The 23692-nt window shown below is 71.4% G+C and carries 29 protein-coding genes; 17 read left to right on the plus strand and 12 right to left on the minus strand.

Translation table 11 applies throughout. The annotated features are described in order from the left end of the window. Nucleotides 1-33: 33 nt before the first annotated feature. Nucleotides 34-741 (minus strand): helix-turn-helix transcriptional regulator, encoded by a 708-nt coding sequence (locus N1028_RS12500; RefSeq protein ID WP_259529430.1) that lies wholly within the window; start codon nucleotides 739-741, stop codon nucleotides 34-36. Between the two features lie 238 nt (nucleotides 742-979). Between N1028_RS12500 and N1028_RS12505 the strand changes: the two genes are divergently transcribed. The 8 genes from N1028_RS12505 to N1028_RS12540 all read left to right on the plus strand — a co-directional run bounded on the left by N1028_RS12505 (nucleotide 980) and on the right by N1028_RS12540 (nucleotide 4288). Next, nucleotides 980-1429: an Asp23/Gls24 family envelope stress response protein gene (locus N1028_RS12505; protein WP_259529436.1), complete on the plus strand. Its 450-nt coding sequence runs from the start codon at nucleotides 980-982 to the stop codon at nucleotides 1427-1429. Continuing rightward, nucleotides 1426-1623 carry a DUF2273 domain-containing protein gene (locus N1028_RS12510; RefSeq protein ID WP_259529438.1) on the plus strand — a complete coding sequence of 66 codons (198 nt, stop codon included), beginning with the start codon at nucleotides 1426-1428 and terminating at the stop codon, nucleotides 1621-1623. Before N1028_RS12505 ends, N1028_RS12510 begins: the two co-directional genes overlap by 4 nt. Further along, the gene (locus N1028_RS12515; protein WP_259529439.1) at nucleotides 1620-2024 is read left to right on the plus strand and encodes a hypothetical protein; all 405 of its coding nucleotides are present in this window, start codon (nucleotides 1620-1622) and stop codon (nucleotides 2022-2024) included. The genes N1028_RS12510 and N1028_RS12515 overlap by 4 nt, the downstream gene beginning before the upstream one ends. After that, the gene (locus tag N1028_RS12520; RefSeq protein WP_259529440.1) at nucleotides 2021-2686 is read left to right on the plus strand and encodes a DUF6286 domain-containing protein; all 666 of its coding nucleotides are present in this window, start codon (nucleotides 2021-2023) and stop codon (nucleotides 2684-2686) included. The genes N1028_RS12515 and N1028_RS12520 overlap by 4 nt, the downstream gene beginning before the upstream one ends. After that, the gene (locus N1028_RS12525; RefSeq protein WP_259529441.1) at nucleotides 2683-3288 is read left to right on the plus strand and encodes a hypothetical protein; all 606 of its coding nucleotides are present in this window, start codon (nucleotides 2683-2685) and stop codon (nucleotides 3286-3288) included. Before N1028_RS12520 ends, N1028_RS12525 begins: the two co-directional genes overlap by 4 nt. A gap of 224 nt (nucleotides 3289-3512) precedes the next feature. Continuing rightward, nucleotides 3513-3686, plus strand: a complete 174-nt coding sequence (locus tag N1028_RS12530; RefSeq protein ID WP_259529443.1) for a CsbD family protein — start codon at nucleotides 3513-3515, stop codon at nucleotides 3684-3686. 90 nt (nucleotides 3687-3776) lie between these two features. Further along, a complete protein-coding gene (locus N1028_RS12535; protein WP_259529445.1) occupies nucleotides 3777-3905 on the plus strand; it encodes a hypothetical protein in 129 nt (42 codons plus the stop codon). After that, entirely contained in the window at nucleotides 3902-4288 is a 387-nt protein-coding gene (locus N1028_RS12540) for a hypothetical protein (protein ID WP_259529448.1), read from the plus strand. Before N1028_RS12535 ends, N1028_RS12540 begins: the two co-directional genes overlap by 4 nt. Before the next feature lie 52 nt (nucleotides 4289-4340). On the opposite strand, the gene N1028_RS12545 is transcribed toward N1028_RS12540, so the two are convergent. Then, nucleotides 4341-5447: an LLM class flavin-dependent oxidoreductase gene (locus N1028_RS12545; protein ID WP_259529450.1), complete on the minus strand. Its 1107-nt coding sequence runs from the start codon at nucleotides 5445-5447 to the stop codon at nucleotides 4341-4343. Between the two features lie 76 nt (nucleotides 5448-5523). Continuing rightward, nucleotides 5524-6387, minus strand: coding sequence for a PaaX family transcriptional regulator (locus N1028_RS12550; protein WP_259529452.1), 864 nt, complete (start codon nucleotides 6385-6387; stop codon nucleotides 5524-5526). A 120-nt stretch (nucleotides 6388-6507) separates the two neighbouring features. Here N1028_RS12550 and N1028_RS12555 point away from each other — a divergent pair, with 120 nt between their 5' ends. Beyond that, entirely contained in the window at nucleotides 6508-7056 is a 549-nt protein-coding gene (locus tag N1028_RS12555) for a VanZ family protein (RefSeq protein ID WP_259529454.1), read from the plus strand. A gap of 55 nt (nucleotides 7057-7111) precedes the next feature. Here the strand turns inward: N1028_RS12555 and N1028_RS12560 are convergent, their stop codons facing one another. From N1028_RS12560 to N1028_RS12570, 3 genes are all read right to left on the minus strand, one after another. Continuing rightward, nucleotides 7112-8308, minus strand: a complete 1197-nt coding sequence (locus N1028_RS12560; protein WP_259529457.1) for an acetyl-CoA C-acyltransferase — start codon at nucleotides 8306-8308, stop codon at nucleotides 7112-7114. Further along, nucleotides 8305-9042 (minus strand): CoA transferase subunit B, encoded by a 738-nt coding sequence (locus tag N1028_RS12565; protein WP_259529460.1) that lies wholly within the window; start codon nucleotides 9040-9042, stop codon nucleotides 8305-8307. The genes N1028_RS12560 and N1028_RS12565 overlap by 4 nt, the downstream gene beginning before the upstream one ends. Nucleotides 9043-9142: 100 nt before the next feature. Beyond that, nucleotides 9143-9859 carry a CoA transferase subunit A gene (locus tag N1028_RS12570; RefSeq protein WP_259529463.1) on the minus strand — a complete coding sequence of 239 codons (717 nt, stop codon included), beginning with the start codon at nucleotides 9857-9859 and terminating at the stop codon, nucleotides 9143-9145. A 210-nt stretch (nucleotides 9860-10069) separates the two neighbouring features. Here N1028_RS12570 and N1028_RS12575 point away from each other — a divergent pair, with 210 nt between their 5' ends. Continuing rightward, the gene (locus tag N1028_RS12575) at nucleotides 10070-10855 is read left to right on the plus strand and encodes an IclR family transcriptional regulator (protein WP_259529615.1); all 786 of its coding nucleotides are present in this window, start codon (nucleotides 10070-10072) and stop codon (nucleotides 10853-10855) included. Between the two features lie 10 nt (nucleotides 10856-10865). After that, a complete protein-coding gene (locus N1028_RS12580; RefSeq protein ID WP_259529465.1) occupies nucleotides 10866-11690 on the plus strand; it encodes a TrmH family RNA methyltransferase in 825 nt (274 codons plus the stop codon). 30 nt (nucleotides 11691-11720) lie between these two features. Here the strand turns inward: N1028_RS12580 and N1028_RS12585 are convergent, their stop codons facing one another. From N1028_RS12585 to N1028_RS12605, 5 genes are read right to left on the minus strand one after another with little or no spacing between them, the layout of a single operon-like run. Then, nucleotides 11721-12179, minus strand: coding sequence for a nucleoside deaminase (locus N1028_RS12585; protein ID WP_259529468.1), 459 nt, complete (start codon nucleotides 12177-12179; stop codon nucleotides 11721-11723). A 53-nt stretch (nucleotides 12180-12232) separates the two neighbouring features. After that, nucleotides 12233-13132: an ABC transporter permease gene (locus tag N1028_RS12590; protein ID WP_259529470.1), complete on the minus strand. Its 900-nt coding sequence runs from the start codon at nucleotides 13130-13132 to the stop codon at nucleotides 12233-12235. Further along, on the minus strand, nucleotides 13132-14223 hold the full coding sequence (locus tag N1028_RS12595; protein WP_259529471.1) for an ABC transporter permease: 1092 nt from the start codon (nucleotides 14221-14223) through the stop codon (nucleotides 13132-13134). Before N1028_RS12595 ends, N1028_RS12590 begins: the two co-directional genes overlap by 1 nt. Beyond that, on the minus strand, nucleotides 14220-15812 hold the full coding sequence (locus N1028_RS12600) for an ABC transporter ATP-binding protein (protein WP_259529473.1): 1593 nt from the start codon (nucleotides 15810-15812) through the stop codon (nucleotides 14220-14222). The genes N1028_RS12595 and N1028_RS12600 overlap by 4 nt, the downstream gene beginning before the upstream one ends. Before the next feature lie 2 nt (nucleotides 15813-15814). Next, the gene (locus N1028_RS12605) at nucleotides 15815-16849 is read right to left on the minus strand and encodes a BMP family protein (protein WP_259529475.1); all 1035 of its coding nucleotides are present in this window, start codon (nucleotides 16847-16849) and stop codon (nucleotides 15815-15817) included. Between the two features lie 224 nt (nucleotides 16850-17073). Here N1028_RS12605 and N1028_RS12610 point away from each other — a divergent pair, with 224 nt between their 5' ends. After that, a complete protein-coding gene (locus tag N1028_RS12610) occupies nucleotides 17074-18672 on the plus strand; it encodes a PucR family transcriptional regulator (RefSeq protein WP_259529476.1) in 1599 nt (532 codons plus the stop codon). Between the two features lie 22 nt (nucleotides 18673-18694). On the opposite strand, the gene N1028_RS12615 is transcribed toward N1028_RS12610, so the two are convergent. After that, the gene (locus tag N1028_RS12615) at nucleotides 18695-19624 is read right to left on the minus strand and encodes a Ppx/GppA family phosphatase (protein WP_259529479.1); all 930 of its coding nucleotides are present in this window, start codon (nucleotides 19622-19624) and stop codon (nucleotides 18695-18697) included. 40 nt (nucleotides 19625-19664) lie between these two features. Here N1028_RS12615 and N1028_RS12620 point away from each other — a divergent pair, with 40 nt between their 5' ends. The 5 genes from N1028_RS12620 (at nucleotide 19665) to N1028_RS12640 (ending at nucleotide 23683) form a co-directional block, all read left to right on the plus strand. Continuing rightward, nucleotides 19665-20111 carry a MaoC family dehydratase N-terminal domain-containing protein gene (locus N1028_RS12620; RefSeq protein WP_259529481.1) on the plus strand — a complete coding sequence of 149 codons (447 nt, stop codon included), beginning with the start codon at nucleotides 19665-19667 and terminating at the stop codon, nucleotides 20109-20111. Next, complete coding sequence (locus N1028_RS12625) at nucleotides 20108-20602, plus strand: MaoC family dehydratase (RefSeq protein ID WP_375163410.1); 495 nt, start codon at nucleotides 20108-20110, stop codon at nucleotides 20600-20602. The genes N1028_RS12620 and N1028_RS12625 overlap by 4 nt, the downstream gene beginning before the upstream one ends. Continuing rightward, the gene (locus N1028_RS12630; protein ID WP_259529490.1) at nucleotides 20599-21825 is read left to right on the plus strand and encodes a UDP-N-acetylmuramate dehydrogenase; all 1227 of its coding nucleotides are present in this window, start codon (nucleotides 20599-20601) and stop codon (nucleotides 21823-21825) included. Before N1028_RS12625 ends, N1028_RS12630 begins: the two co-directional genes overlap by 4 nt. Nucleotides 21826-21928: 103 nt before the next feature. Next, nucleotides 21929-22927 (plus strand): ATP-binding cassette domain-containing protein, encoded by a 999-nt coding sequence (locus N1028_RS12635; RefSeq protein WP_259529492.1) that lies wholly within the window; start codon nucleotides 21929-21931, stop codon nucleotides 22925-22927. Between the two features lie 3 nt (nucleotides 22928-22930). Beyond that, the gene (locus tag N1028_RS12640; protein ID WP_259529493.1) at nucleotides 22931-23683 is read left to right on the plus strand and encodes an ABC transporter permease; all 753 of its coding nucleotides are present in this window, start codon (nucleotides 22931-22933) and stop codon (nucleotides 23681-23683) included. Nucleotides 23684-23692: the final 9 nt, after the last annotated feature.

The following is a 23692-nucleotide window of genomic DNA, read 5'->3' on the forward strand; positions in this document are numbered from 1 at the left end:
TCGGGGCCCCGAGCGACAACGTCGTGTCGGTGTTTACGCCGTATCGGGGCCCAGCCCGACCGCTTGTAGCCGTCCCTCGACGATGCCGAGATCCTCCGCCCGGAGCGTCCGACGCGGTGCTCGCTCGATCAGAGGCTCTGCGTGCACGATCCGGTCCCCCCGGAACGCGCGAAGACCATCGCGGAGCCGACACCATGCGATCAGGTACCAGTCGTCACCCTTGCCGACGAACCCCATCGGTTCGACGTCCCGCTCGGTCGCGCCGCCCTCGCGGTCGGTGTAGGAGATGCGAAGAACCTGTCCGGTTCGCAAGGCTGCATCCAGACCACGAGGTGCACTGGTGGGCTTCTCGTCGCCGAGCAGATGGATGCGCGCAGCCAGGTCGGCCGTCTCTCTCAGTCTGCGATCGTCGGTGACGGCGACGACCTTGCGAAGGGCCGACGTCGCCGAATCACGGAACGGGCTCGTAGCCAGCGCGCCTAGTGCAACCATCACGGTGAGAGCTTCATCGACCGTGAACCCGAGGGGCGAGAGGGTGTGTGCCGTGTCCAGGCAATAGCCACCGGTGCGACCGGGTTCGGCCCAGATCGGCACTCCACCCTGCTGCAGCGCCGACAAGTCTCGCTCGATGGTTCGCGAACTGACGCCGAACCGGTCGGCAAGCCACCGGGCGCTTCTCGGTCGTGGTGCCACGGCCCGCAGCTCCTCCACGAGTGCGTAGAGCCTGTCGGTGCGAGTCATACCCCGACCCTAGTTCCGCGGATCGAGGTGATGCCCGTCAGCCGGTCGGCCAGGGGGCGGTTGCGGTACCGGTCCTCCCGCGAACTACCTAGTTCTTCAGCGTCGGGCAATCCTCTTCGAGTTCGGCTGCGAAATCCATCCAGCTGAGACCGTGACGAATCACCCGTTCGTCGCGTCTCATCTTCGTAACCACGTAGCACCCCGGATCCCACCGGGGACGACCCGAAGGAGAAACACCATGGCCACCCCCACCACTCCCGCACCCTCGGCTGTGAACACCCCCACCAACACCCCCACCGGCGCTCAGACCGGTCTGGGCAAGACCATCATCAACGACGGCGTGGTGGCGAAGGTCGCCGGCATCGCCGCTCGTGAGACCCGCGGCGTGCACGCTCTCGGGGGTGGAGCCGCTCGCGCGTTCGGCGCCATCCGCGAAGCCGTCGCCGGCACCGACCAGGGTCAGGGCATCAGCGTCGAGGTCGGCGAGACCCAGGTAGCTGTCGACGTCACCATCGTCGCCGAGTACCCCGCCTCGCTGCAGGAGATCGCCGATGGCGTGCGATCGAACATCATCCGCGCCGTCGAGTCCATCGTCGGACTCGAGGTGACCGAGGTCAACGTGACCGTCAACGACGTGCACCTGCCCTCCGACGACAAGGACGAGGCTGCCGAGGCGCGAGTCCAGTGACCTCCTCAGCCACCCGCACCGGAATCCTGATCGGCGCCGTGCTGGCGCTGACCTGGGTCATCGTCGGCTTCTGGGCGTTCTTCTTCGTCGCGATCGCCATGGCGGTCGGTGCCGTGATCGGCCGCATCGTCGAGGGCAAGCTCGACGTCTCGGCCCTGGTCGGGGCGTTCGGCGGAAAGCGCTCCTCGTCATGACGCCCGCCGCGACCACCGTCGCGGCCCGCCCCGTCACCGCATCCGGCGCCGCGCCGGCCCGCGGCCGCAACCGCATCACCTCGAAGGCCCTCCACCGGGTCGTCGCAGCGGTCACGGCCGAGGCTCTCGGCGTGAAGGCGTCCCGGGTGGGCGTGGATCTGGCCGATGAGGAGGGCCTGCTCGTCCTCACGGTGTCCACTCCCATCCGGGTCGTGTCACTAGCCCGGGTGCGGGAGGGCGCCGACGTCGTGGGCCGTTCCGGCGGCTCCGTCATCGACCGGGCCGCCCGCGCGCAGGAGACGATCCGCGGCCGCGTCAACGAGATCACGGGCTCGGCCATCGGCCGGGTCACCGTCCGGCTCTCCGGAGCCGACATCAAACGAGAGGAGCGTGTTCGATGAGCACCGCACTCACCGACCCGGTGGCGGATGCGCGCCCCGCGTCGTCCGCGACCACTCCGACGGCCCCGTCGTCGGGCGGGTTCACCCCACCCCGAGGCGTCTATCGGCGCATCGCGCGGCGGGAGACCCACTCACCGCGATCGATGCCCGCGATCGTGCTGGCGGTGGCGCTCATCCTGGTGCTCGCCTGGATCGGCACCGAGATCGTGATCGACCTGCTCGGGGCGCCGGCACTCCTGGTGGCGCCGGTCGACATGTTCACCTCCGCGGTGAACCTCGTCGAGGCGCCGGCGGGCATCGTGGCGGCCGCGGGCATCGTGGTCGCCGTGATCGGACTCGCGCTCGTGGTCGTGGCGGTCTCGCCAGGGCGGCGGGCACGGCATCTGATCCAGTCGTCGCGCACCGTGGTCGTCGTCGACAACGAGGTGATCGCCTCGGCTCTGGCCAGACACGCCTCGCTGGCCGGCGACGTCGACCCCGATAACGCCACCGTGTCGGTCTCGCACCGGCGGGCCGACGTGCAGCTCACGCCCACCTCAGGCATCCCGGTCGATCCGGCTGTGGTGAAAGAGGACGTGGCGCGGCAGCTCGAGTCCTACGGCCTGAAGCCGGGCGTCGGTGCCCGGGTGCGGGTCGCTCAGACCGGAAGGATCGGCGCATGAACAGCACCAACCGAGCCACGAACCGTCTCCTGATCCTCGTCGTCGGGCTGCTGCTGCTCGTCGTGGGCGCGGCGGCTGCGGCTGCCGTGCTCATCCCCGTGGTGCGCGACACCTGGAAGGATGCGACCGGCCAGGTCACCGCTCAGGTGTCCGCGTGGCTGCAGCAGACGCAGCTCGGCGACACCGGGGTGAGCTGGATCATGCCGACGCTCCTCGTGCTCGCCGTGATCGCGGTGATCGTGCTGATCGCCTTCATCGCCCGACAGGGTCGCGGCCGCACCGGCATCGCCCTGCGGGAGCGGACGAGCGATCACGGCACCACGGTCGTCGAGTCCGACGTCGTCGAGCACGCGCTGCGGGATGCGATCGACGGGCGATCCGAGTTCGTCGCCTCCCACGTCAGCGCGTACCGAGTGAAGAGCACTCCGGTGCTGAAGATCTCAGTCACCTGTCGACGTGGTGTCTCGCCGAAGGATGCCGCCCTCATCGTCGAAGAAGCCGTGCGCTCCCTCGACGTGCTCCTCGGCCGCTCGCTGCCCGCCCTGGTGCAGATCAGCGGTGGCTTCCGGGCCCGCGTCAGCTCCACCACCCGGTTGCAGTAGCTGCTGCCATCGGGTCGCACGAGAAAGGAGAGCATCATCATGTCGAAACCAGTCGCTTGGATCGTCGCGATCGCATTCGGAGTCACCGGATACGTCCTCGGCACCAGAACCCAAGCCACGAAGGACACCGCGAAGCGGATCGCCCGGAAACGCCACTGACCCACCCGGCGTCCACACCCGTTGACGCTGATCCCCACCGAACACCACTACGAAAGGAGCTCACCATGAGCGCTGCAGACAAGATCAAGAACGCCGCCGAAGACCTCGCCGGCAAGGCCAAGGAAGCCGTCGGAAACATCACCGACAACGACAAGCTCGTCGCCGAGGGCAAAGCCGACCAGACCAAGGCCGATGTGAAGAAGGCCGGCGAGAACGTCAAGGACGCCTTCAAGAGCTGACCCTCTCCGAACCCGTGGCCGTCGCTCCGCACTCCGGTGCGACGGCCACCCGTTCTGAACCCCATCACCGATCGAACGACGGGACGCACCATGACCACGAACACCCCCGCAGAGCACCAGGTCGTCCCGTTCGACCTCACCAAGATCCCGCACCCCACCGATCCGGCCACCGTGCACGGCCCGTTCGACCCCCGACCCGAATTCGGCATGGCGTCGTGAGGTATCGCAGGTCCCGCCCTCGTGCGGTCTGGGCGGCGTTCATCACCTCCACGACGATCTGCCTGCTGGTCGTGAGCGGCGTGCTCCTGCCGATCCTCGGTCTCATCGCGGCTGCGGACGGCGGTACCGCGGGCGCCCTGAACGTGCCCGTCGGGCAGATCGCCGCCGCCATCCTGATCGGGTATCTGCTCGCGCTGGTGCTCCTCGCGCTGTGCTTCCGCGTGCGGAACGGTGCAGTGGCCTGGGTTCTCGGGGTCGCCGCGGTCATCTCGAGTCTGCTGGTCTCGGTCTGGCCGCTCGTCATCACCGCGATCGCCGGCACCGACCAGGCGCGAGAGATCCTCCCGACGATCCAGCGCATTCTCGATCAGCTCACCGGCTGAGCGGTTCCGGCCCCTCAGGTCGGTCCTGCGAACTGCCGCTTCTGCCCGGGCGTCAGCGCGGGAGGCGGATGCCCTTGCGCTCCAGCCGCGGGATGACCTCCGCCGCGAAGTCGCCGAGCTCGGCGGTGTAGTTCAAGAACGACAGCGTCATCCCTGCGAACCCGGCCTCGGCGTAGCGCGCGATCTCGTCGGCCACATCGTCGGGCGAGCCCACGAGCGGCACGCTGCCGTGCCCGGCGGCGAAGCGCCCGCGGAACATCTCGAGCATCTCGGGCGTGAACGACTGCGCGTGCAGGCCCTGCAGGCGCATGAGGTTGTCCACCGCGTCCCAGTCGGCGTTCTCGTCGGCGTAGTAGTGCAGGTACTCCTCGGCCTCGGCGCGCGTGGGCCGGCAGACCACGTGACCGAGCGTGAACACACCCACATCGCGTCCATGGTCGGCCTGACCGGCCGCCTTGATCGACTGCACGATGCCGGCGCCGTCCTCGGGCCCGCCCACCACGGTGAAGGCGTAGTCGGCATTGCGGGCGGCGAAGTCGCGGCCCTGCTTCGACGATCCGGCGTTCAGCACGGGCAGGCTCCCGCCCTGCGGCTTCGGCCACCCCTCGAGGTGCTGCGACTGGAAGTACTCGCCGTTCCAGTCGAAGGGCTCCTCCGACTGCCAGAGGGTGCGGATGAGGTCCCACCACTCCTGCGCGCGGGCGTAGCGGGCGTCGTGGTCGGTGGGCAGCTCGATGCCGAAGGTCTCGTACTCGGGCTGGTTCCAGCCGGCGACGATGTTCAGGCCCGCGCGGCCCTTCCCGATCTGCGAGGCGGTGGCGAGGGCCTTCGCCACCACGATGGGGTGGTTGAAGGCCGTGTGCACGGTGGCGAACACGCTGATCTTCTCGGTGATGGCGAGCAGCCCGGCCTGCCAGGCGATCGGATCGAGCACCGAGCCGTGGAAGTTGGTGCCGCCGCCGTAGCCGATCCAGCGCGCGATCGGCAGCAGGAAGTCGATTCCCACCTCGTCGGCCAGCCGGCCGAGCGCCATGTTGTCGTCCCAGCTGCCGGACCACCGCTCGGGCACGGTGGTGACCGCGAGCCCCGAGGAGCAGTTGGGGCTGAAGAGCCCGAGCTTGAAGTCGGGAACGGCGAGAGAACCTACGATGTTCGTCATGCACTCAAAGTAGGGGCAGCAGGATGCCGGTGGCGAGCGATTCCGAAGGTTTTACATCCCGGAAATATATCGATCGTCAGGTGTCGGTGACAGACGTGGACGGCCAGTGCGAGGCCGCGTGCGCGAGGGCACGGCCCTCGAGGAGAGTCACCATGCGCTCGAACAGCACACCGGCGGCCGGCGCGGACCAGTCGTCGCCGAGGATCTCACGGGGCAGCCCGGGATCCCGGAACGGGAGCTTGCGCCATTGGTTGATGACCGTGACGTAGGTCACGAAGGCGTCTTCACCGTCGATCGATCCCGAGGCCTCGAGGGCCTCGGCGCGCTCGAGGTGGTCGTCGATGAAGTCGCGGTAGCGCTGGTCGATCTCCGGCAGGTCCCAACCGTTGCGCAGCAGCTCGTCGAGCTCCTGGCCGCCCGCGTAGTCGCCCACGAACACCGCCGATTGGCCGGTGAGGTCGAGTTCCTCGATGGCCCGCTTGGCCGCGTCGAGCATGCGGGCCGGCGCGATCCAGACCCCGGATCCGATGTTGCCGAAGCCGAGCGCCGCGAGGTGCGCCCGCAGCTTGTGCCGCTTGGCCCTGGCCGACTCGGGTACCGAGAAGTTCACCACACACCAGCCGTCGTCGAGGTTGGCGGCCTGCCTCGCGTGCCAGACGATCTCGTCGCCGGCCGCGAGCGACTCGAGGGCGAGATCGGTGAGCAGATAGCCCTTCGCCCTCGAGCGCGCCTCGGGCACGAGCCAGCCGCGCTGCTTGAGCCGGAAGATCGCCGTGCGCACGCTCGACTCGTCGAGCCCGCACTGCCCCATCAGCTCGACGGCGCCCGCGATGGGCATCCAGTTGCCCATCCTGCGCACGATCGAGCCCAGGAAGCCCACCAGGATGGTGCGGGACGCGCGTGCCGCCGAGGTGCCGGGCGACTGGCTGATATCGGTCATCGCCCCCATCATGCCAGGCGCAGGGCCGGTCGGGGTGCTCGCCGCGGGCCCGGTGCGCACAGCCGGGCCGCGGCGTTTCCCCAGGCGACTCGCGGCGCCGACTGCCACCCTGGATCGACCATGAGCACCTTCGCCCTCAACCTCGCGTTCGCCGCGGTTCTCGCCGTGACCTCGATGGCCGGCCTGGCGCTCGCACTGGTGCCGCGCCGGCGTGTGGAGGTCGGGGGATCGCGGCGTGGGCAGGTGCCGGGCGTCGTCGCGACCGCGGCCGTGCTGCTCATGCTCGTCTGGGGTGTGTCGGTGGCCTACATGACCCTCCGCACCGGAACCGGCCTCGGCGTGCGGCTCAATCTCCTGCCGCTCCTGTTCGACGGTCGGGGATCCGCCGTCGATGCCGTGCTCAACGTGTTCGTCTTCGTACCGCTGGGGCTCCTGGCGGCGGCCGCGGGCCTGCGGTTCCGCGCTCTGCTGCCCGGTGCGCTCGCGGTCACGCTCTCGATCGAGATCACCCAGTACGTCATGGATGCCGGTCGCACGGCCGACGTCAACGACCTCATCACCAACACGGCGGGCGCGTGTCTCGGCTGGGCGATCGGCGCACTCGTCCTCCGGGCCCGGCGGCCCGCGTCGCCGCACCCGGCCCTGGCGTCGGCGGGCGCCGGCGCCTAGATCCGCCCCGGCCCCACCCGATCCCGCCCGCCTGCGAGGCCTGGATCCTATCCGCCTAGAGCGCCTCGAGCACCACCGCCGAGCCCTGGCCGCCACCGCCGCAGATGCCCGCGGCGCCGAGCGCTCCGGGGCCGGCCGCGGCGAGTCGGCGGGCCAGCGTGCCCACGATCCGGGTGCCTGAGGCGCCGATGGGGTGGCCGAGTGCGATCGCCCCGCCGTGTGCGTTCACGATCGCGTCGTCGACCCCGAGCGCCCGGGTCGAGTGCACGGCCACGGCCGCGAAGGCCTCGTTGATCTCGACGGCCGCGAGCTCGCCGGTGCTTCGGCCGGCCTTGGCCAGGGCTGCGGTGATCGCGTTCGCCGGCTGGGCGTGCAGTGACACGTCGGGCCCGGCCACGAAGGCATGCGCGAGCACCCGGGTGAGCGGATGCGCCGCGCGGGCCGCGGCCAGCTCCTCGCTCATGAGCACGATCGCGGCGGCGCCGTCGGTGATCTGGGACGAGTTGCCGGCCGTGATCGTGCCGGCACCGCCAGCACCAGCGCCGCCAGAACCACCGAAGGCCGGCCTCAGCGCGCCGAGCGACTCGGGCGTGGTGTCGGCCCGCAGTCCGTCGTCGTCGGAGACGACCGTCGGCCCGCGTCGGCCCGGCACCTCGAAGGCGGCGATCTCGCCGGCCTGGAACTCCAGCGACCCGGCCAGCCGGGTGTGCGAGGCGGCCGCCCAGGCGTCCTGCTCCTCGCGCGTCAGCCCGAGCGGGGCGTTGAACGACTCGGTGGAGGCGCCCATGGAGCGCTTCTCGAACGCATCCGTCAGCCCGTCGTGCTCGAGGGTGTCGAGCAGCTCGATCGAGCCGTAGCGCCGGCCCGCTCGCGAGCCCGGCCAGGCGTGCGGAGCGAGCGACATCGACTCCTGGCCCACGGCCACCACGATCTGCGCCTCGCCCGAAGCGATGAGTCGCGCCGCCTGCACGACGGCCTCGGTGCCGGAGAGGCACACGGCGTTGAGGGTGATGGCGGGCACGTCGAGCGGGATCCCGGCGCCCGCTGCCGACTGGCGTGCGGGGTTCTGGCCGGCGCCACCCTGCAGCACCTGTCCGCCCACCACCTGGTCGACCTCGCCCGGCGCGACTCCGGCCCGCTCGAGCGCCGCCGCGATGGCATGAGCCCCGAGCGCGGTCGCGGGCACCTCGGCGAACCGCCCCGCGAACTTCACGAACGGCGTGCGCGCATACCCCACGACCACGGCGCTCATGCCCGCACCCCCGCAGCAGCCCCGGCACCCGCATCGGCGCCGGCACCCGCAGCAGCCCCGGCACCCGCGCCGGCCGCGATCACGGCCGCGAGCTCGGCGTCGAGCTCCACCTCGAAGGCAGCGCCCGTCGTCGCCCGCAGCTCCTCCTCCGTCACCCCGGGAGCGAGGGCCCGCAGCCGCAGCGAGCCCTCGACCACGTCGAACACGGCGAGGTCGCTGATGATCCGGTCGACCACCCCGGCTCCCGTGAGCGGCAGGTCGCACGAGGCCACGATCTTCGGTGTGCCGTCTTTCGCGACGTGCTCGGTGACCACGATCACGCGCGGGGTGCCCGCCACGAGGTCCATCGCCCCGCCCATGCCCTTCACGAGCTTGCCGGGGATGGTCCAGTTGGCGAGGTCGCCGTTGCCCGCCACCTGCAGCGCCCCGAGCACGGCCTTGGCCACGTGCCCGCCCCGGATCATGCCGAACGACGTGGCCGAGTCGAAGTAGCTGCCGCCGGGCAAGAGCGTCACCGTCTGCTTGCCGGCGTTGATGAGATCCGCATCCTCGTCGCCCTCGAACGGGAACGGGCCCATGCCGAGCAGCCCGTTCTCGCTCTGCAGCGTCACCCGCACGCCCGGTGGCAGGTGGTTGGCCACGAGGGTCGGGATCCCGATCCCGAGGTTCACGTACTCGCCGTCGCGGAGCTCGGAGGCGGCGATGGCCGCCATGTCGTCTCGGGTCCAGGGCATGGTCTCTCCTTCAGGGTCGTTCTCGGCGGACGACGCCACTCCTCGTGAGAGGTGGCGGCGCAGACGCCTCGGATGCTGCGAGGGTTGGCGAACTCCGCGCTCACACGGCGGCGGAGACCGCCCGGGGCCGCACGGTGCGCTGCTCGATGTCCTTCACGCGGGGGGCGGCCTGCACGAGTCGCTGCACGAAGATGCCGGGCGTCACCACGGTGTCGGGGTCGAGGAACCCGTCCTCCTCCACCACCTCGGCCTCCACCACGGTCAGTCGCCCTGCGGTCGCCACGAGCGGATTGAAGTTCCGCGCCGTGTGCCGGAACACGAGGTTGCCCTCGAGGTCGGCCCGGTAGGCGTGCACGAGGGCCACGTCGGCCACGATCCCGCGCTCGAGCACGTAGGTCTCGCCGTCGAACTCCTCGAGCGGCTTGCCCTCGGCCACGGGCGTGCCCACGCCGGTGCGGGTGTAGAAGCCCGCGATGCCGGCACCGCCCGCGCGCAGTCGCTCGGCGAGCGTGCCCTGCGGCACGAACTCCACCTCGAGCTGACCGTCGAGGTACTGCTGGGCGAACAGCTTGTTCTCACCCACGTACGAGGCCACGACCTTCCGCACCTGCCGGTTCTCGAGCAGCAGTCCGAGGCCCTTGCCGTCGACGCCCATGTTGTTCGACACGATCGTGAGGTCGCGTGCTCCGGTGTCGCGGAGCGCCTCGATCAGGTCGCTCGGGTTGCCGCTCAGCCCGAACCCGCCCACGGCCACGGTCGCTCCGTCGGTGATGGTCTCGTGCAGCGCCGCCTCGGCGTCCGGCCACAGTTTCGACATGCGCACTCCCTCGTGATCGCCGTCCACCACGTGGGCGAACGGATGCGGTGAGGTCGACGCTATGCGGCCACGCGAGGCCGGTCAACGTCCATCTGCCAGGCTTCTCGGTAGCTGAGCATCTGGATCCGGTATGGTCACAATGTGGACAAGTCGCCGTCCGAACCTCATGCTCCCGCCCGCGCGCGGCTGCCCGCCGCCGCCCGCGGTGCGGTGCGCGCTCCCGTGCCGGGCGCCCAGCTCGTGTCGAGGATTGGGCTCGTGCTGCGCACCGTGTCCGAGCATCCGGAGGGCATCTCCTCCACCGCCCTCGCGCACGCCACAGGCCTCACCCGGCCCACCGCCCACCGCCTGCTCACCTCGCTCGCAGCGGAGGGCTTCGTCGACCACGACCGGCCCGCCGGCCGCTGGCTGCTCGGCCCGGAGCTGTACCTCCTCGGCTCCCTCGCCGCCGACCGCTACGACATCACGGCGCTCGCCCGCCAGAGCGTCGAGCTCCTGGCGCGGGAGACGGGTGAGAGCGCCTTCCTCTCGGCCAGGCGGGGCACCGAGACCGTGTGCCTCCTCCGCGAGGAGGGCAGCTTCCCGCTGCGGTCGTTCGTGCTGGCGGAGGGGGTGCGCTTCCCGCTCGGCGTCGCGTCGGCGGGCCTGGCGATCCTCTCCTACCTGCCCGAGGAGGAGGCCGACGCCTACCTCGCCGATCACGCCGTCGCCCTCGAGGCGCGCTGGGGGAGCGCCCACGCCGAGCCCGCCCTGCGCGAGCGCATGGCGACCACTCGCGAGACGGGCTACGCCGTCAATCCGGCGCTCATCCTCGAGGGCAGCTGGGGAATGGGCGCGGCGGTCTTCGATGCCGCGGGCCGCCCCGCCTGGGCGCTCAGCCTCACGGGGGTCGAGTCCCGCTACCGGCCCGACCGCCGCCCCGAACTCGGCCGCCTCCTCCTCGCCGAGGCCCACGCACTCACCAAGCGTCTCACCACCACACCGCGCGGCTTCTAGAATCGCGTGCATGCCCGTCATCCGGATCGAGGACCTCAGCGACCCGCGGCTGGCCGACTACGCCCACGCCACCGACGTGGCGCTCAAGAACTCCCACCGCACCGACGCCGGCCGCGAGCACGGCCTCTACCTCGCCGAGTCGCTCCTCGTGCTCGAGCGCGCCCTCCGCGCCGGCCACGTGCCGCGCTCGGTGCTCGCCCTCGGTGCCTCCGAGCCCGAGGCCACCGCAGCGCTCGCCGCGGCCGGTCACCCCGAGGTTCCCGTCTTCGTCGGCCCGGGCGCCCTCCTCGCCGAGCTCACCGGCTACCTCCTGCACCGCGGCCTCATCGCCTCGATGCGCCGCCCACCCCTGCCCGACCCCGCCGAGCTCATCCGCCACGCCCGCCGCGTCGTCGTGCTCGAGAACGTCGTCGACCCCACCAACGTGGGCGCCATCTTCCGCTCGGCCGGGGCCATCGGTGCCGATGCGGTGCTCGTGACGCCCCGCTGCAGCGACCCGTTCTACCGCCGCGCCATCCGAGTGAGCATGGGAACCGTGCTGCAGGTGCCCTGGACCCGCGCCCCCGAGTGGCCGGCCCTCGCCCCGCTCCTCCGTGAGCACGGCTTCCACACCGCCGCGCTCGCCCTCACCCCGGATGCCGTGAGCCTCCGCGACTTCGAGCGCGCGCTCCCCGAGCGGGTCGCCCTCGTGCTCGGCGCCGAGGGCGAGGGCCTCACCGCCGAGGCGATCGCCGCCGCCGACACCGTCGTGCAGATCCCGATGCTGCACGGCATCGACTCCCTCAACGTCGCCGCCGCGAGCGCGGTCGCCCTGTGGGCGGTCTCGGCGAGCTGAGCCGCATTCCGTGCATGTCTCACCCGCGGCTCACTCCTCGCCGATGTCCTCGTTCCAGAGCTCGGGTTCGGCGGCGATGAACTCCGTCATGAGCTCCACGCACTCCTCCGAGTCGACCACCGTGACCTCGACACCCCGCTCCCGCAGGTAGTCCTCGCCGCCGTAGAAGGTGCGGTTCTCGCCGATGATCACCCGCGGGATCCCGTAGAGCAGGATCGCGCCCGTGCACATGTCGCACGGCGACAGCGTGGTCACCATCGTCGCCCGCGCGTAGACGGAGGCCGGGAGGCGCCCCGCGTTGGCGAGGCAGTCCGTCTCGCCGTGCAGGATGGGGGAGTCTCGCTGCACCCGCTTGTTGAAGCCCACGGCGAGCACCTCGCCGTCGACCACGAGGGCGGCACCGATCGGGATCCCGCCCGTGGCCCGCCCCTCCCTGGCCGCCTCGATCGCGTGCGCGAGCAGCGCGGTGTCGGTCGAGATGTCTGTCATGGTCGTTCTCCTGTTCGTTCCTGGTCTGTCCTGGAGTTCATCTAGGCCCTCGCTCACGCTCGCCGATACGGCGTGAGGTACGCCCCCGGATACCGCACCTTCCGGCCCCACACGGCCAGAGCCGCGATCACCACGAGATACGGGAACGCGATCAGCAGCTCGTTCGGCACCCCGCTGAACATCGGCGTGATCGCGAGCTGCAGCTGCAGCGCATCCGTGAACCCGAACAGCAGGGCGCCCGCGACGACGGGCCACACCTTCCAGCGCCCGAAGATCACGAGCGCGATGCAGATCCAGCCTCGGCCGGAGACGATGTCGAGCGTGAAGCTGCCGAGCAGCGAGAGGGTGAGGAACGATCCGCCGACGGCCATCAGCGCGCTGCCGAGCATGAGCGCCGCGTAGCGGGTGCGGGCCACCGGGATGCCGGCGGCGTCGGCCGCCTCGGGGTTCTCGCCCACGGCGTGCAGCCGCAGCCCGAACCCGGTGGAGCGCAGCACCCACCACAGCACGGGAGCGAGCACGAGGAACGCCACGAAGGTCATGGGGTACTGGGCGAGCACCCCGAGCCCCGGGAACCACCGTTCGAACGACGCGGCCGCCTGCTGCGTGCCGGTGGCGAAGAGCAGCCGGTTGGTGAAGTCGCACGCGGCCACGAGCAGCAGCGTGGTGCCGATGCCCGCGACGTGCTGGTTCACGCCGAGCGTCACGGTGAGCAGCCCCATCAGGGCGCCGGCCGCGAGCCCCGCCACCACGGCGGTGCCGAGCCCGAGGTACGGGTTGCCCGTGGTCACGGCCGTGAGGAAGCCCACGAAGGCCCCGGCGTACATCGTGCCCTCGATGCCGAGGTTGAGGATGCCGGCGCGCTCGTTGATGAGAGCGCCGAGCGCGGCCCAGACGAGCGGCGTGGCGATCGTGAGGGTGGCGGCGAGCACTGCGAGAAGAGGGAAGTCCATCAGGCGTCCTTCCGTTCGGCCGTGCTGCGTCTTCGCACGAACGGCCGCCGCAGCACCACCCGATACCTGCGCGCCGCGAGCAGCGCGACCACGGCGAGCAGCAGCGTCGAGCTCACGATCGCTCCCATCTGCGTGGGCAGCTGCAGCGCGATCGAGGCGTTCTGCGCCCCCACCGCGATGTCGCCGAGCAGCAGCGACACGAGCAGCACGCCGCCCGCGGTCAGTGCGCCGAGCGTCGCGACCACGACCCCCGTGTAGCCGTAGCCGTTCGAGATGCTCGCGGTGAGCTGATGCTGCACGCCGAGCACCTGCACGGCCCCGCCGAGTCCGGCGAGAGCGCCCGAGACGAGCGCCGACCGGAACTGCAGCGTGGTCACCCGGATGCCGGAGAACCGCGCGGCGCCCGGCGACTGACCGGCCGCCCGCAGCCGCAGCCCGAGCGGCGTGAACGACATCACCACGAACACCACGACCACGAGCGCGAGTCCGATCACGAAGCCCCAGTGCACCCGCGATCCCTCTGCCAGGGTCGGCAGCGTGTAGCCGGCGCCGTAGCGGTCGGAGTCGGGGAAGCCCGTCTCCGAGTTCCGCCACGGCCCGTTGAGCAGCCCCTGCACGAGCAGCAGCGCCACGGGGTTCAGCAGCAGCGTGGTCACGACCTCGTCGATGTGGGCCCGCCGCTTGAGGAACGCGGGGAGGAACCCCCAGATCAGCCCGCCGAGGGCTCCGGATGCCGCGGCGAGCGGCAGGGCGAGCACGGCCGGCAGGCCGGGAAGGTAGAGGCCGGGGATCGTCGCGGCGATCGCGCCCGCCAGGAACTGCCCCTCGGCCCCGATGTTGAAGTAGCCCACCCGGAATGCCACGGCGACCGCGAGGCCCGTGAACAGCAGAGGTGTGGCGGCCAGCAGCACGTCGCCGATGCCGCCGGGGGTCGTGAGCGGGTTGATCGTGTAGCGCTGGTAGGCGGCCACGGGGTTGGCGCCGGCGAGCCGGATCGGCCCGGCCGTGAGCAGCAGGGTCAGCACGACGGCGCCCAGCACGGCCGCGGGAGCGAGCCAGCGCGATTCGCCGGCCCGGAGCAGGATCTTCACGAGTGCGCCCCCGCCCCGGCGGTCATGCCGGTCATCAGCAGACCGAGCTCCTCGCGCGAGGTCCCTGCCGCGAGCACCTCGCCCACGATGCGGCCCGAGACCATCACCACGATCCGGTCGCAGAGGCCGAGCAGTTCGTCGAGGTCCTCCGAGATCACGAGCACTCCTGCCCCGCGCTCCCGGAGCGCGCGCAGCTGCGAATAGACGTACTCGCACGCGCCCACGTCGAGTCCGCGCGTGGGCTGCGAGGCCACGAGGGCTTTCGGCTCCCGCGCGATGGCCCGCGCCAGCAGCACCTTCTGCATGTTGCCGCCCGACAGGCTCCGGATGGGGTCACCCGGCTTCGCGCGGATGTCGAACCTCTCCATCAGTCCGGCCACGTGCTCCTTGATGCGCCGGCGGCTGGTGAACGGGCCGGTGCGGAACCGGTCGAGATCCTCGAGCACGAGGTTCTGCTCCACGCTGAGGTTCAGCACCACGCTGCCGCGGCGATCCTCGGTGAGCCGGCCGAGCCCCGCGCGCAGCCGCTTCGTCACGTCGAGGCGGGTGATGTCGGCGCCGTCCACGCGCACGGCGCCGGAGGAGGCCGGGGTCATTCCGCAGAGCACCGAGACGAGCTCGGTCTGCCCGTTGCCGGAGACCCCCGCGACGCCCACGATCTCGCCGGCGTGCACGGTGAGCGAGACCTCGTCGAGCAGCGGCTTCCCGGTGCCCGCGAGGGTGATCCGGTCGATGTCGAGCACGCCGGATCGCGAGACCTGCGCCACCGGCTGCTCCACCCCGGCGCCCGGCACCTCGAGCCCCACGGCGGTCGCGAGCGCCTCAGCCTCGACGGTGTCCGCGGCGGACCCCGCTTCCGGTTCCGTCACCCGGTCCGCCGAGCCCACCATCATGGCCGCGATCTGCGCCGGCACGAGCCCCTCGGCCGGCACGTCGGCCACGATCCGACCCCGCCGCAGGATGCTCACGCGGTCCGCGATCTCCACCACCTCGTGCAGCTTGTGCGAGATGAAGATCACACCCATGCCGTCGGCCGTCAGCCGCCGGATCGACTCGAACAGCACGGCGACGTCCTGGGGCACGAGCACCGCGGTCGGCTCGTCGAGGATGAGCAGGCGGCAGTCGTGGAAGAGCGCCTTCACGATCTCCACCCGCTGCCGCTCGCCCACCGAGAGCGTGCCCACGACCGCATCCGGTTCGATCGCCACACCGATTCGCGCCGCCGCCTCGAGCACCTTCGTCTTCGCGGCGGAGCGGTTGACGCGGCCGAGGCCCGAGCCCGCGAGCATGAGGTTCTCGGTCACCGTCATGGTGTCCACGAGCGAGAACTCCTGGGTGACCATGCCGATGCCGGCGGCCATCGCATCGGCGGGCCCGTGCATCCGGATCTCGGTGCCGTCGACGAGGATCGACCCCGAGTCGGCCTGGCTCAGACCGTAGAGGATGCGCGTGAGGGTCGACTTGCCGGCCCCGTTCTCGCCGAGCAGAGCGAGCACCTCGCCCGGGAGCACCCGGAGGTCGATCGAGTCGTTCGCCACCACCGCCCCGAAGGTCTTGGTGATGCCGCGGAGCTCGGCGAGCGGGCCCATCCCTACTCGCCCACGGTGGTGGAGCCGGCGGGCGCCTCCTCGTCGACGGGCGTCTCGAACTCGCCGGCGAGGATCTCCGCCTGGCGGGCCTCCACCGACGAGATCAGGTCGGCCGGCACCTCGAAGGCGGTCTCGGTGTTGAACGGGGCGAGTGACGATCCGCCGTTGATCATGAAGGAGAACTCCCCGAGGTTCGCGGCCTCGTAGCTGCCGTCCTCCACCGACTCCACGATCGCCTCGACGGTGGGCCGCATGTCCCAGAGCAGCGAGCTCACGACGTGCTCGGGCGCCTCGGCCTGCTGGTCGACCATCATGCCGAACACGGGCAGTCCGTTCTCCTCAGCGGCCGCGATCACGCCCGCCCGCTCGGCGAACAGCACGTCGGCGCCTCCCGCGATGGCGGCCTCGGCGGCCTGCTTGGCGGTGGCCGGGTCGAAGAACGAGTTGATGAACGACACCGTCACGGTCGCCGACGAGTTCGTCTCCTGCGCGCCTGCGATGAACGCGTTCACGATGCGGTTGACCTCGGGGATCGGCATGGCCGCGACGACGCCGATGGTGCCGGACTCGGTGAGACCGCCCGCGGTCATGCCCGCGAGGTAGGCGGGGTCCTGCATCCAGTTGTCGAAGACGCTGAAGTTCGGTGCCTGCTCCTCGCCCCCCGAGCCGAAGGCGAAGGCGATGTCGGGGAAGTCGGCGGCCACGGCGCGCACGGCGTCCTCGGCGGCGAAGGCGTCGCCGATGATGATGTCGGGCTCCTGGTTGGCGATGATGTCGCGCAGTCCGCTCTCCATCTCGTCGGCCGTGGCGAGGTTGTCGACGTGCTGGTACTCGATCAGGCCGTCCTCGGCCGCGCTCTCGAGGGCGGCGTGGATGGCGCCGTCCCAGGGCTCCTCGAGGGGCGTCGCGAACGCGCCGAACACCAGCGGGAGGCCGGATTCCCCGCCGTCGGCGCCGGTCGAGGCCTCCTCGCCCGTGGTGCCGCCGCACGCGGCGACGGTCACGAGCACAGCGCACGCGAGAGCGAGGGAAGCCACGCCACGGCCCAGGCGCCGAAAAGAGGAAGAGTATGAGGAGGAGGTGGCGGATCGGGTGGGCATGCTGCGGGGGCGGAAACCGTGGATCATCGGGTGCCTCTCGGAATCATCGGTGGATGCGGTGCGGGGAATCCTTCGAGACTAGGGGCCGCTGGATCGACTCACCCAGGGGCAGAACGTCATTTCACGGCCGTAAACACCGGACAGTCTGTACGGTGTGAACCATGCCCTTCACCGTGGCCGACCTGCTCGACCTCCCTTCGCTCCGCCGGGCCAGGCCCGAGGTCGTGAGCGGATCGGCGGCCATCGCGGCGCAGCCGGTGCGCTGGGTGCACACGAGTGAGATCTTCGAGATCGCACCGCTCTTGAAGGGCGGCGAGGTGCTCCTCACCACGGGTCTCGGCCTCGTGGCCGTGTCACCGGATGCGCGGCGCAGCTACATCGCCGACCTCGCGCGGGTGGGCGTCGCCGCCCTCGTGCTCGAGCTCGGGCGCACGTTTCCCGAGGTGCCCGCCGAGGTCGTCGCCGAGGCGGCCAGGGTGGGGCTGCCGCTCGTGCTGCTGCACGGCGTGGTGCCCTTCATCGAGGTCACCGAGGCGGCCCACTCCCGCATCCTCGGCGGCGAGCTCGCCGAACTGCAGGCTGCGGCCGCCGTGCGCGAGCAGCTGCTCGCGGCGCTCGCCGAGAACCGGGGTCTCGCCGCCTTCATCGGCGCCGTGAGCGAGGCGGCCGGGTGCCCTGCCGGGCTCACCACGACCGCCGGCGAGCTCGTGGCCGGTGCCGAGCGCACACCGGACCCGGCCGGCGGCGGTGGCGGCGAGCAGGGCCGGATGCCGTTCGACCCGCACACCGCAGTCGTCACCGTGGGTGGCGAGGCATGGGGGAGTCTCTCGCTGCACCCTGCGCCGGCACCGGAGCCGGGGTCGCCAGGGGCCGCGACGCTCCGTGCCGTGCTCGAGGTGGCGGTGCCGCTCGTGGCGGTGGAGGTGTCCCGTTCAGGCGGCGCTCCGGTCAGCCGCCATCAGGCGGGCGCCGACCTGCTCCGCGACATGGTCACGGGCCGCTACGTCTCCACGGGCGAGCTCGCCTCCCGTGCGGTGGGAGCCGGGCTCGTGGTGCGTCCCGGCCAGAAGGCGATCGCGATCTGCGTGCATCCGAGGGCCGCCCGCACGAGCGCGTCGAGCGTCGTGATCGCGGCGAGGGCGGTGGCCCCCCGGGTCTACGGTGCAGCGCTCGTGGCCGAGCACGAGGGCGACGTGCTGATCGGGGTGAGCACGCTCCCGCGCGAGCTCCGCCGCACGCTCGCGCGGTTCGCCGAGGAGCTCGAGGGCGAGCTCCGCTCGACCGTCGGCGGCGGTGTGATCGTGAGCGCCGGCAGCCCGGTCGACGACGTGCCCGCTCTCGTCAGCGTCTTCCCGAGCGCCCGCGAGACGGCGGCGCTCGCCGCGCGCCTCACCCCATCGGCCACCGTGGTGCTGGCCGCCGACTTCGCGCTCTACCAGCTGCTCGTCTCGCTCGTCGACGACGAGGCGCTCGAGAGCTTCGTCACCGGCCAGCTCGGAGCGCTCCTCGCGCACGACGCACGCACGGGAGCAGGGCTCGTGATGACCCTCGACACCTACCTGGGCTCCGGCCTGTCGAAGACCCGCACGGCCGAGACGCTCGGCATCCGGCGGCAGACCCTCTACGGGCGGCTCGAGCGGATCGCGTCGCTGCTCGGCGGGCTCGATCTCGACAACCGGGAGCGCCGCACCGCCCTCGACCTCGCGCTCGTGAGCTGGCGGCTCCGGCTCGCCGCCGCGCAACCGGCCCTCCTGCCCTGACGCTCGTGCCGGGAGGTGTGCGTCAGAGTCCGTCGAGGTAGCGCAACAGGATGCCTTCGCGCAGCGCCCACGGCGACACCTCGAGCTCCTCCACGTCGAAGAGCTTCATGGCCGAGTGCAGCACCACGGCCCCCGCCACGATCTGGAAGGTTCGGTCGGCGGTGATGCCGGGCAGCGCTTGGCGCGCCTCCGCGGGCATCTGCCCGAGGCGTGGGATCCAGTCCTTCAGCTCGGAGCGCCGGAGCGTCACCCTGTCCTCCCCGCCGGAGGGGTTCGGCCTGCTCGAGCCCGCCAGCCGGGCGAGCGAGCGGATGGTCTTCGAGGAGCCGACCACGTGCGAGTAGGCCGGCTGCGCGGCGAACAGCGGCAGCGCACCCGCCCGCATGACGGCGCGCGAGTGCGCGCGCAGCTCGAGCATCTGCGCAGGGCTGGGCGGGTCGTCGGGGAAGAACTGCACGGTCGTGCGGCCGGCGCCGAGGGGCAGCGAGACGGCGACGTCGGGGAACTCGTCCGACCCCGCCGCGATCTCGAGCGAGCCGCCGCCGATGTCGAAGAGCAGGATGTTGCCCGACGACCAGCCGTACCAGCGGCGGATGGCGAGGAAGGTCAGCCGCCCCTCGTCCTCGCCCGTCAGCACCCGCAGGGTCACGCCGGTGGCCTCGGCGATGTGCGCGAGCACGGCCTCGCCGTTGGCGGCCTCCCGGAGCGCCGAGGTGGCCATCGGCAGCAGCTCGTCGATGCCCTCCCGCTGCGCCACCTCGGTGGCGGCCGAGATCGCGGCCACGATGGCGGCCACGCCCTCGTCGCTGATCGAGCCGTCGGGCTCGAGGTAGCGCATGAGCCGCAGCACCGACTTGTGCGACGCCATCGGCACGGGCCGAGCCCCCGGATGCGCGTCGACCACGATCAGATGGACGGTGTTGGAACCTACGTCGAGCACTCCGAGTCTCACGCCCACGACCCTAGCGGAGGGCGCGCCGTAGACTGGACGGGTGCCAGTGAACCCCGACCTCATCGACCACGAGTTCGAGAAGACCTCCCCCTACCTGGTCGGCCGCGAGAAGGTGCGTGAGTTCTCCCGTGCCGTCTTCGCCTCGAACCCGGTGCACCTGAGCGTCGAGGCGGCCAGGAACGCCGGCTACCCCGACCTCGTGGCGCCCCCCACCTTCGCCATCGTGGTGCAGCAGCTCACCCTCGACCAGCTCTTCGCGGTGGAGGACGCCGGCATCGAGCTCACCCACGTGGTGCACGGGTCGCAGCAGTTCGGCTACTCCCGCCCCATCGTGGCGGGCGACGAGCTCACCGCGCAGCTCCGCGTGACGAGCATCAAGACCCTCGGCGGCAACGCGATGGTCACGGCCGAGACCGCCGTGCACGACATCGACGGCGAGCACGTCGTGACCGCCACCTCCACCCTCGTCGTCAGGGGAGACGCATGACCGCCGCTCACGAAGACCTCGGCCTGAGCCCCGCCGGCTCCGAGGATCACGGCGCCGATCCGCACGCCGGCCTCGAGATCGTGCACGAGTACGAGGTGGGCGACATCGTGGCCGAGGCCACCTACCCGCTCACCCGCGAGTCGCTCGTGCGCTACGCGGGTGCCTCCGGCGACTTCAACGCCATCCACTACCGCGACGACATCGCGGCCGAGGTGGGCCTGCCCGGCGTGCTCGCGCACGGCATGCTCACGATGGGCCTCGCCATCCAGCCGGTCGTCGACTGGCTCGGCGACCCCGCGCTCGTGGCCGACTACCAGGTGCGCTTCACGCGACCGGTCGTGGTCGACCCGGTCGCCGGGGCCGAGATCACGGTCGAGGCGAAGATCGCCCAGCTCGACGAGGAGGCCGGCACCGCGCGCGTCGACCTCACGGTCTCGGTGGAGGGCGCGACGGTGCTCGGCAAGGCGCAGGTGCGCGTCACGCTGCCATGAGCGGCCCGACCCAGTCCGGCCCGATCGAGCCTGGCGCCCCCGAGTCCGACGCGCCGCTCGCCGGCTTCACCACCCTCCGGGTCGGCGGCCCGGCCACCCGCCTCGTCACGGCCACCACCGAGCCGGGGCTCCTCGAGCTCGCGCGCGAGACCTGGGCCGAGGGCGGCGACTGGTTCGTGCTGGGCGGCGGCTCCAACGTGGTGGTGGGCGACGACGGCTTCGACGGCACGGTCATCCGCATCGCCACCCGCGGCATCGCTCAGCTCCCCGCGCCGGAGGGCCTCGTGCGCCTCCGCGTGCAGGCGGGCGAGCCGTGGGACGACCTCGTGCGGCACACCGTCGAGCGCGGCCTGAGCGGCATCGAGGCGCTCTCGGGCATCCCCGGTTGCACCGGCGCCGCGCCCATCCAGAACATCGGCGCTTACGGCCAGGAGGTCTCCTCCGCCATCGTCTCGCTCGACTTCCTCGACGAGATCACGGGCGAGGTGCGTCGCATGCCCCTCGACGAGCTCGAGCTGTCGTACCGCTCGAGCGTCTTCAAGCGCGGCCTCCGCGGCATCGTGCTCTCGGTCACCTTCGAGCTGCAGGATGCCGCGGGCGGGCTGAGCGCACCCGTCGCCTACGCGCAGCTCGCGACCACGCTCGGCGTGGAGGTGGGCGGGCGACTGCCCATCCGCGACGTGCGTGACGCCGTGCTCGGCCTCCGGGCCTCGAAGGGCATGGTGCTCGACCCCGGCGATCCCGACTCGTTCAGCGCGGGCTCGTTCTTCACCAATCCCATCGTCACCGAGAACTTCGCCCGCACGCTGCCCGCCTCGGCCCCGCGATGGCAGGTCGAGCCCGAGGAGCCCGCCGTCGTCATCCCGCTCGACGGCGCCGCGGAGCTCGCCGACCTCTCGGGGGCGGATGCGGGCACGGGCGTCTCGCTCGACGGCGACCGGCTGCCCCTCGACGAGCGCGATCGACTCCGCGAGTACCACGTCAAGCTCAGCGCCGCGTGGCTCATCGAGCACGCCGGCATCCGCAAGGGCTTCGCGCTGCCCGGCTCCACGGCCGCGATCTCGTCGAAGCACACCCTCGCCCTCGTCAACACGGCGGCGGGGCGCGGCGGGGGCAGGGCCGCCGACATCGCCGAGCTCGCCCGCTACGTGCAGGGCCGGGTGCTCGCCGAGTTCGGCGTGCTGCTCCAGCCCGAGCCGGTGTTCCTCGCCCACGAGCTGTGACCCTCTGAACCACCCCTTGCGCGCACCCGCGCCATCCGGCAATGTGTACATCGTTCACATTCCTGCTCGTGCACTCGCCTGAGCACATTTCTGAGGAGACCGGTTGATCCACGCACGAGGGCTCGCGCGCACCTTCGAGGGGCGAGGCCGGGGCAAGGCCAAAGAGGAGGTGAAGGCCGTCGCTGGCGTCGACATCGATGTGGCGGAGGGCGAGATCGTGGGCTTCCTCGGCCCGAACGGCGCGGGCAAGACCACGACGCTCCGCATGCTCACCACGCTGCTGAAGCCCACGGCCGGCAGCGCCACGGTGGCCGGATTCGACGTGGCGACCCAGTCGCAGCAGGTGCGCCGGAGCATCGGCTACGTCTCGCAGAGCGGATCGACCTCGCCAGAGGCGCGCGCCGGCGAGGAGGTCATGGACCACGGCATGCTCTACGGCATCAGCCAGAAGCAGGCCGAGAGCCGCGGCCGCGAACTCTTCGAGCAGCTCGACCTCGAAGGCCTCTGGGAGCGCAAGCCCCAGGCCATGTCGGGCGGCCAGCGCCGCCGCCTCGACATCGCGATGGGCCTCGTGCACGACCCCACTCTGGTCTTCCTCGACGAGCCCACCACGGGCCTGGATCCGCAGGCCCGCGCCAACCTCTGGACCCACATCAGCGACCTCCGCACGAGGCGCGGCGCCACGATCTTCCTCACCACCCACTACCTCGACGAGGCGGATGCGCTCTGCGACCGCATCCTCGTGATCGACCACGGCTCGATCGTGGCGAGCGACACTCCGGATGCGCTGAAGCGGCAGGTGGCGGGCGACCTCGTCTCGCTCGTGGTGGCCGACGCGTCGAAGGCGGCCGCGGCGGCCGAGCTGCTCGGCCGCATCGCCGACACCGAGGTGGAGGTGACCGCTGCTCAAGCCGGGACCGGCGCGCAGGCGGGGGCGGGCGTGAGCGCTCGCGTGCGCGGCGCCGGCCATGAGGTCGCGGGCCTCATCCGCGGCCTCGACGCCGCGGGCATCGACCTCGACTCGATCGAGGTTCGCCGCCCCACCCTCGACGACGTCTTCCTCGACCTCACCGGTCGTTCCCTTCGCGAGCAAGGAGCCTGACCCGTGTTCTGGAGAGAGACCTCCATCGTCTTCCGCCGTCAGCTCCGGATGGCGCTGCGGAACCCCGCCTGGGTCATCATCGGGCTCGTGCAGCCCATCCTCTACCTGTGCCTGTTCGGCCCCCTGCTCGAGCCGCTGGCCGGCACCCTCGGAGCCGAGAACGCCTACACGCTCTTCGTGCCAGGCCTCCTCGTGCAGCTCGGGCTCTTCGGCGCGCTGTTCGCAGGTTTCGGGCTCATCGCCGAGTGGCGTGCGGGCGTGATCGAGGCCGAGCGCGTGACGCCGGCCAGCCGCACCGCCCTGCTGCTCGGGCGCATCCTGCGCGACGTGCTGCAGCTGTTCGTGCAGGGCCTCGTGCTCATCGGGCTGGCGTTCCTGTTCGGCCTCACCGGATCGCTGCCGGGCATGGCGCTCGGTCTCGTGCTCACGGTGCTCCTCGGCGCCGCGTGCGCCGCGGCGTCGAACGCGCTCGCCCTCACCACGAAGAGCGAAGACGTCATGGCGCCCGTGATCAACAGCGTCGCCCTGCCCGTGCTGCTGCTCTCGGGCATCCTGCTGCCCATGACCATCGGCCCGCAGTGGCTGCAGGTGGTGAGCGACTTCATGCCCACGAAGTACATCGTGAACGCCATCCGCGAGCTGTTCACGGGCGACTTCTGGACGATCACGACCATGTGGGGGGTCGTCTGGACCCTCGTGCTCTTCGCCGCGGGGCTCTGGGTGGGCACCCGCACGTTCCGGCGCGAGAACGCCTAGCGACGCGGC

This window comes from Herbiconiux oxytropis (assembly GCF_024979315.1).
In the GTDB taxonomy this organism is placed as follows: domain Bacteria; phylum Actinomycetota; class Actinomycetes; order Actinomycetales; family Microbacteriaceae; genus Herbiconiux; species Herbiconiux oxytropis.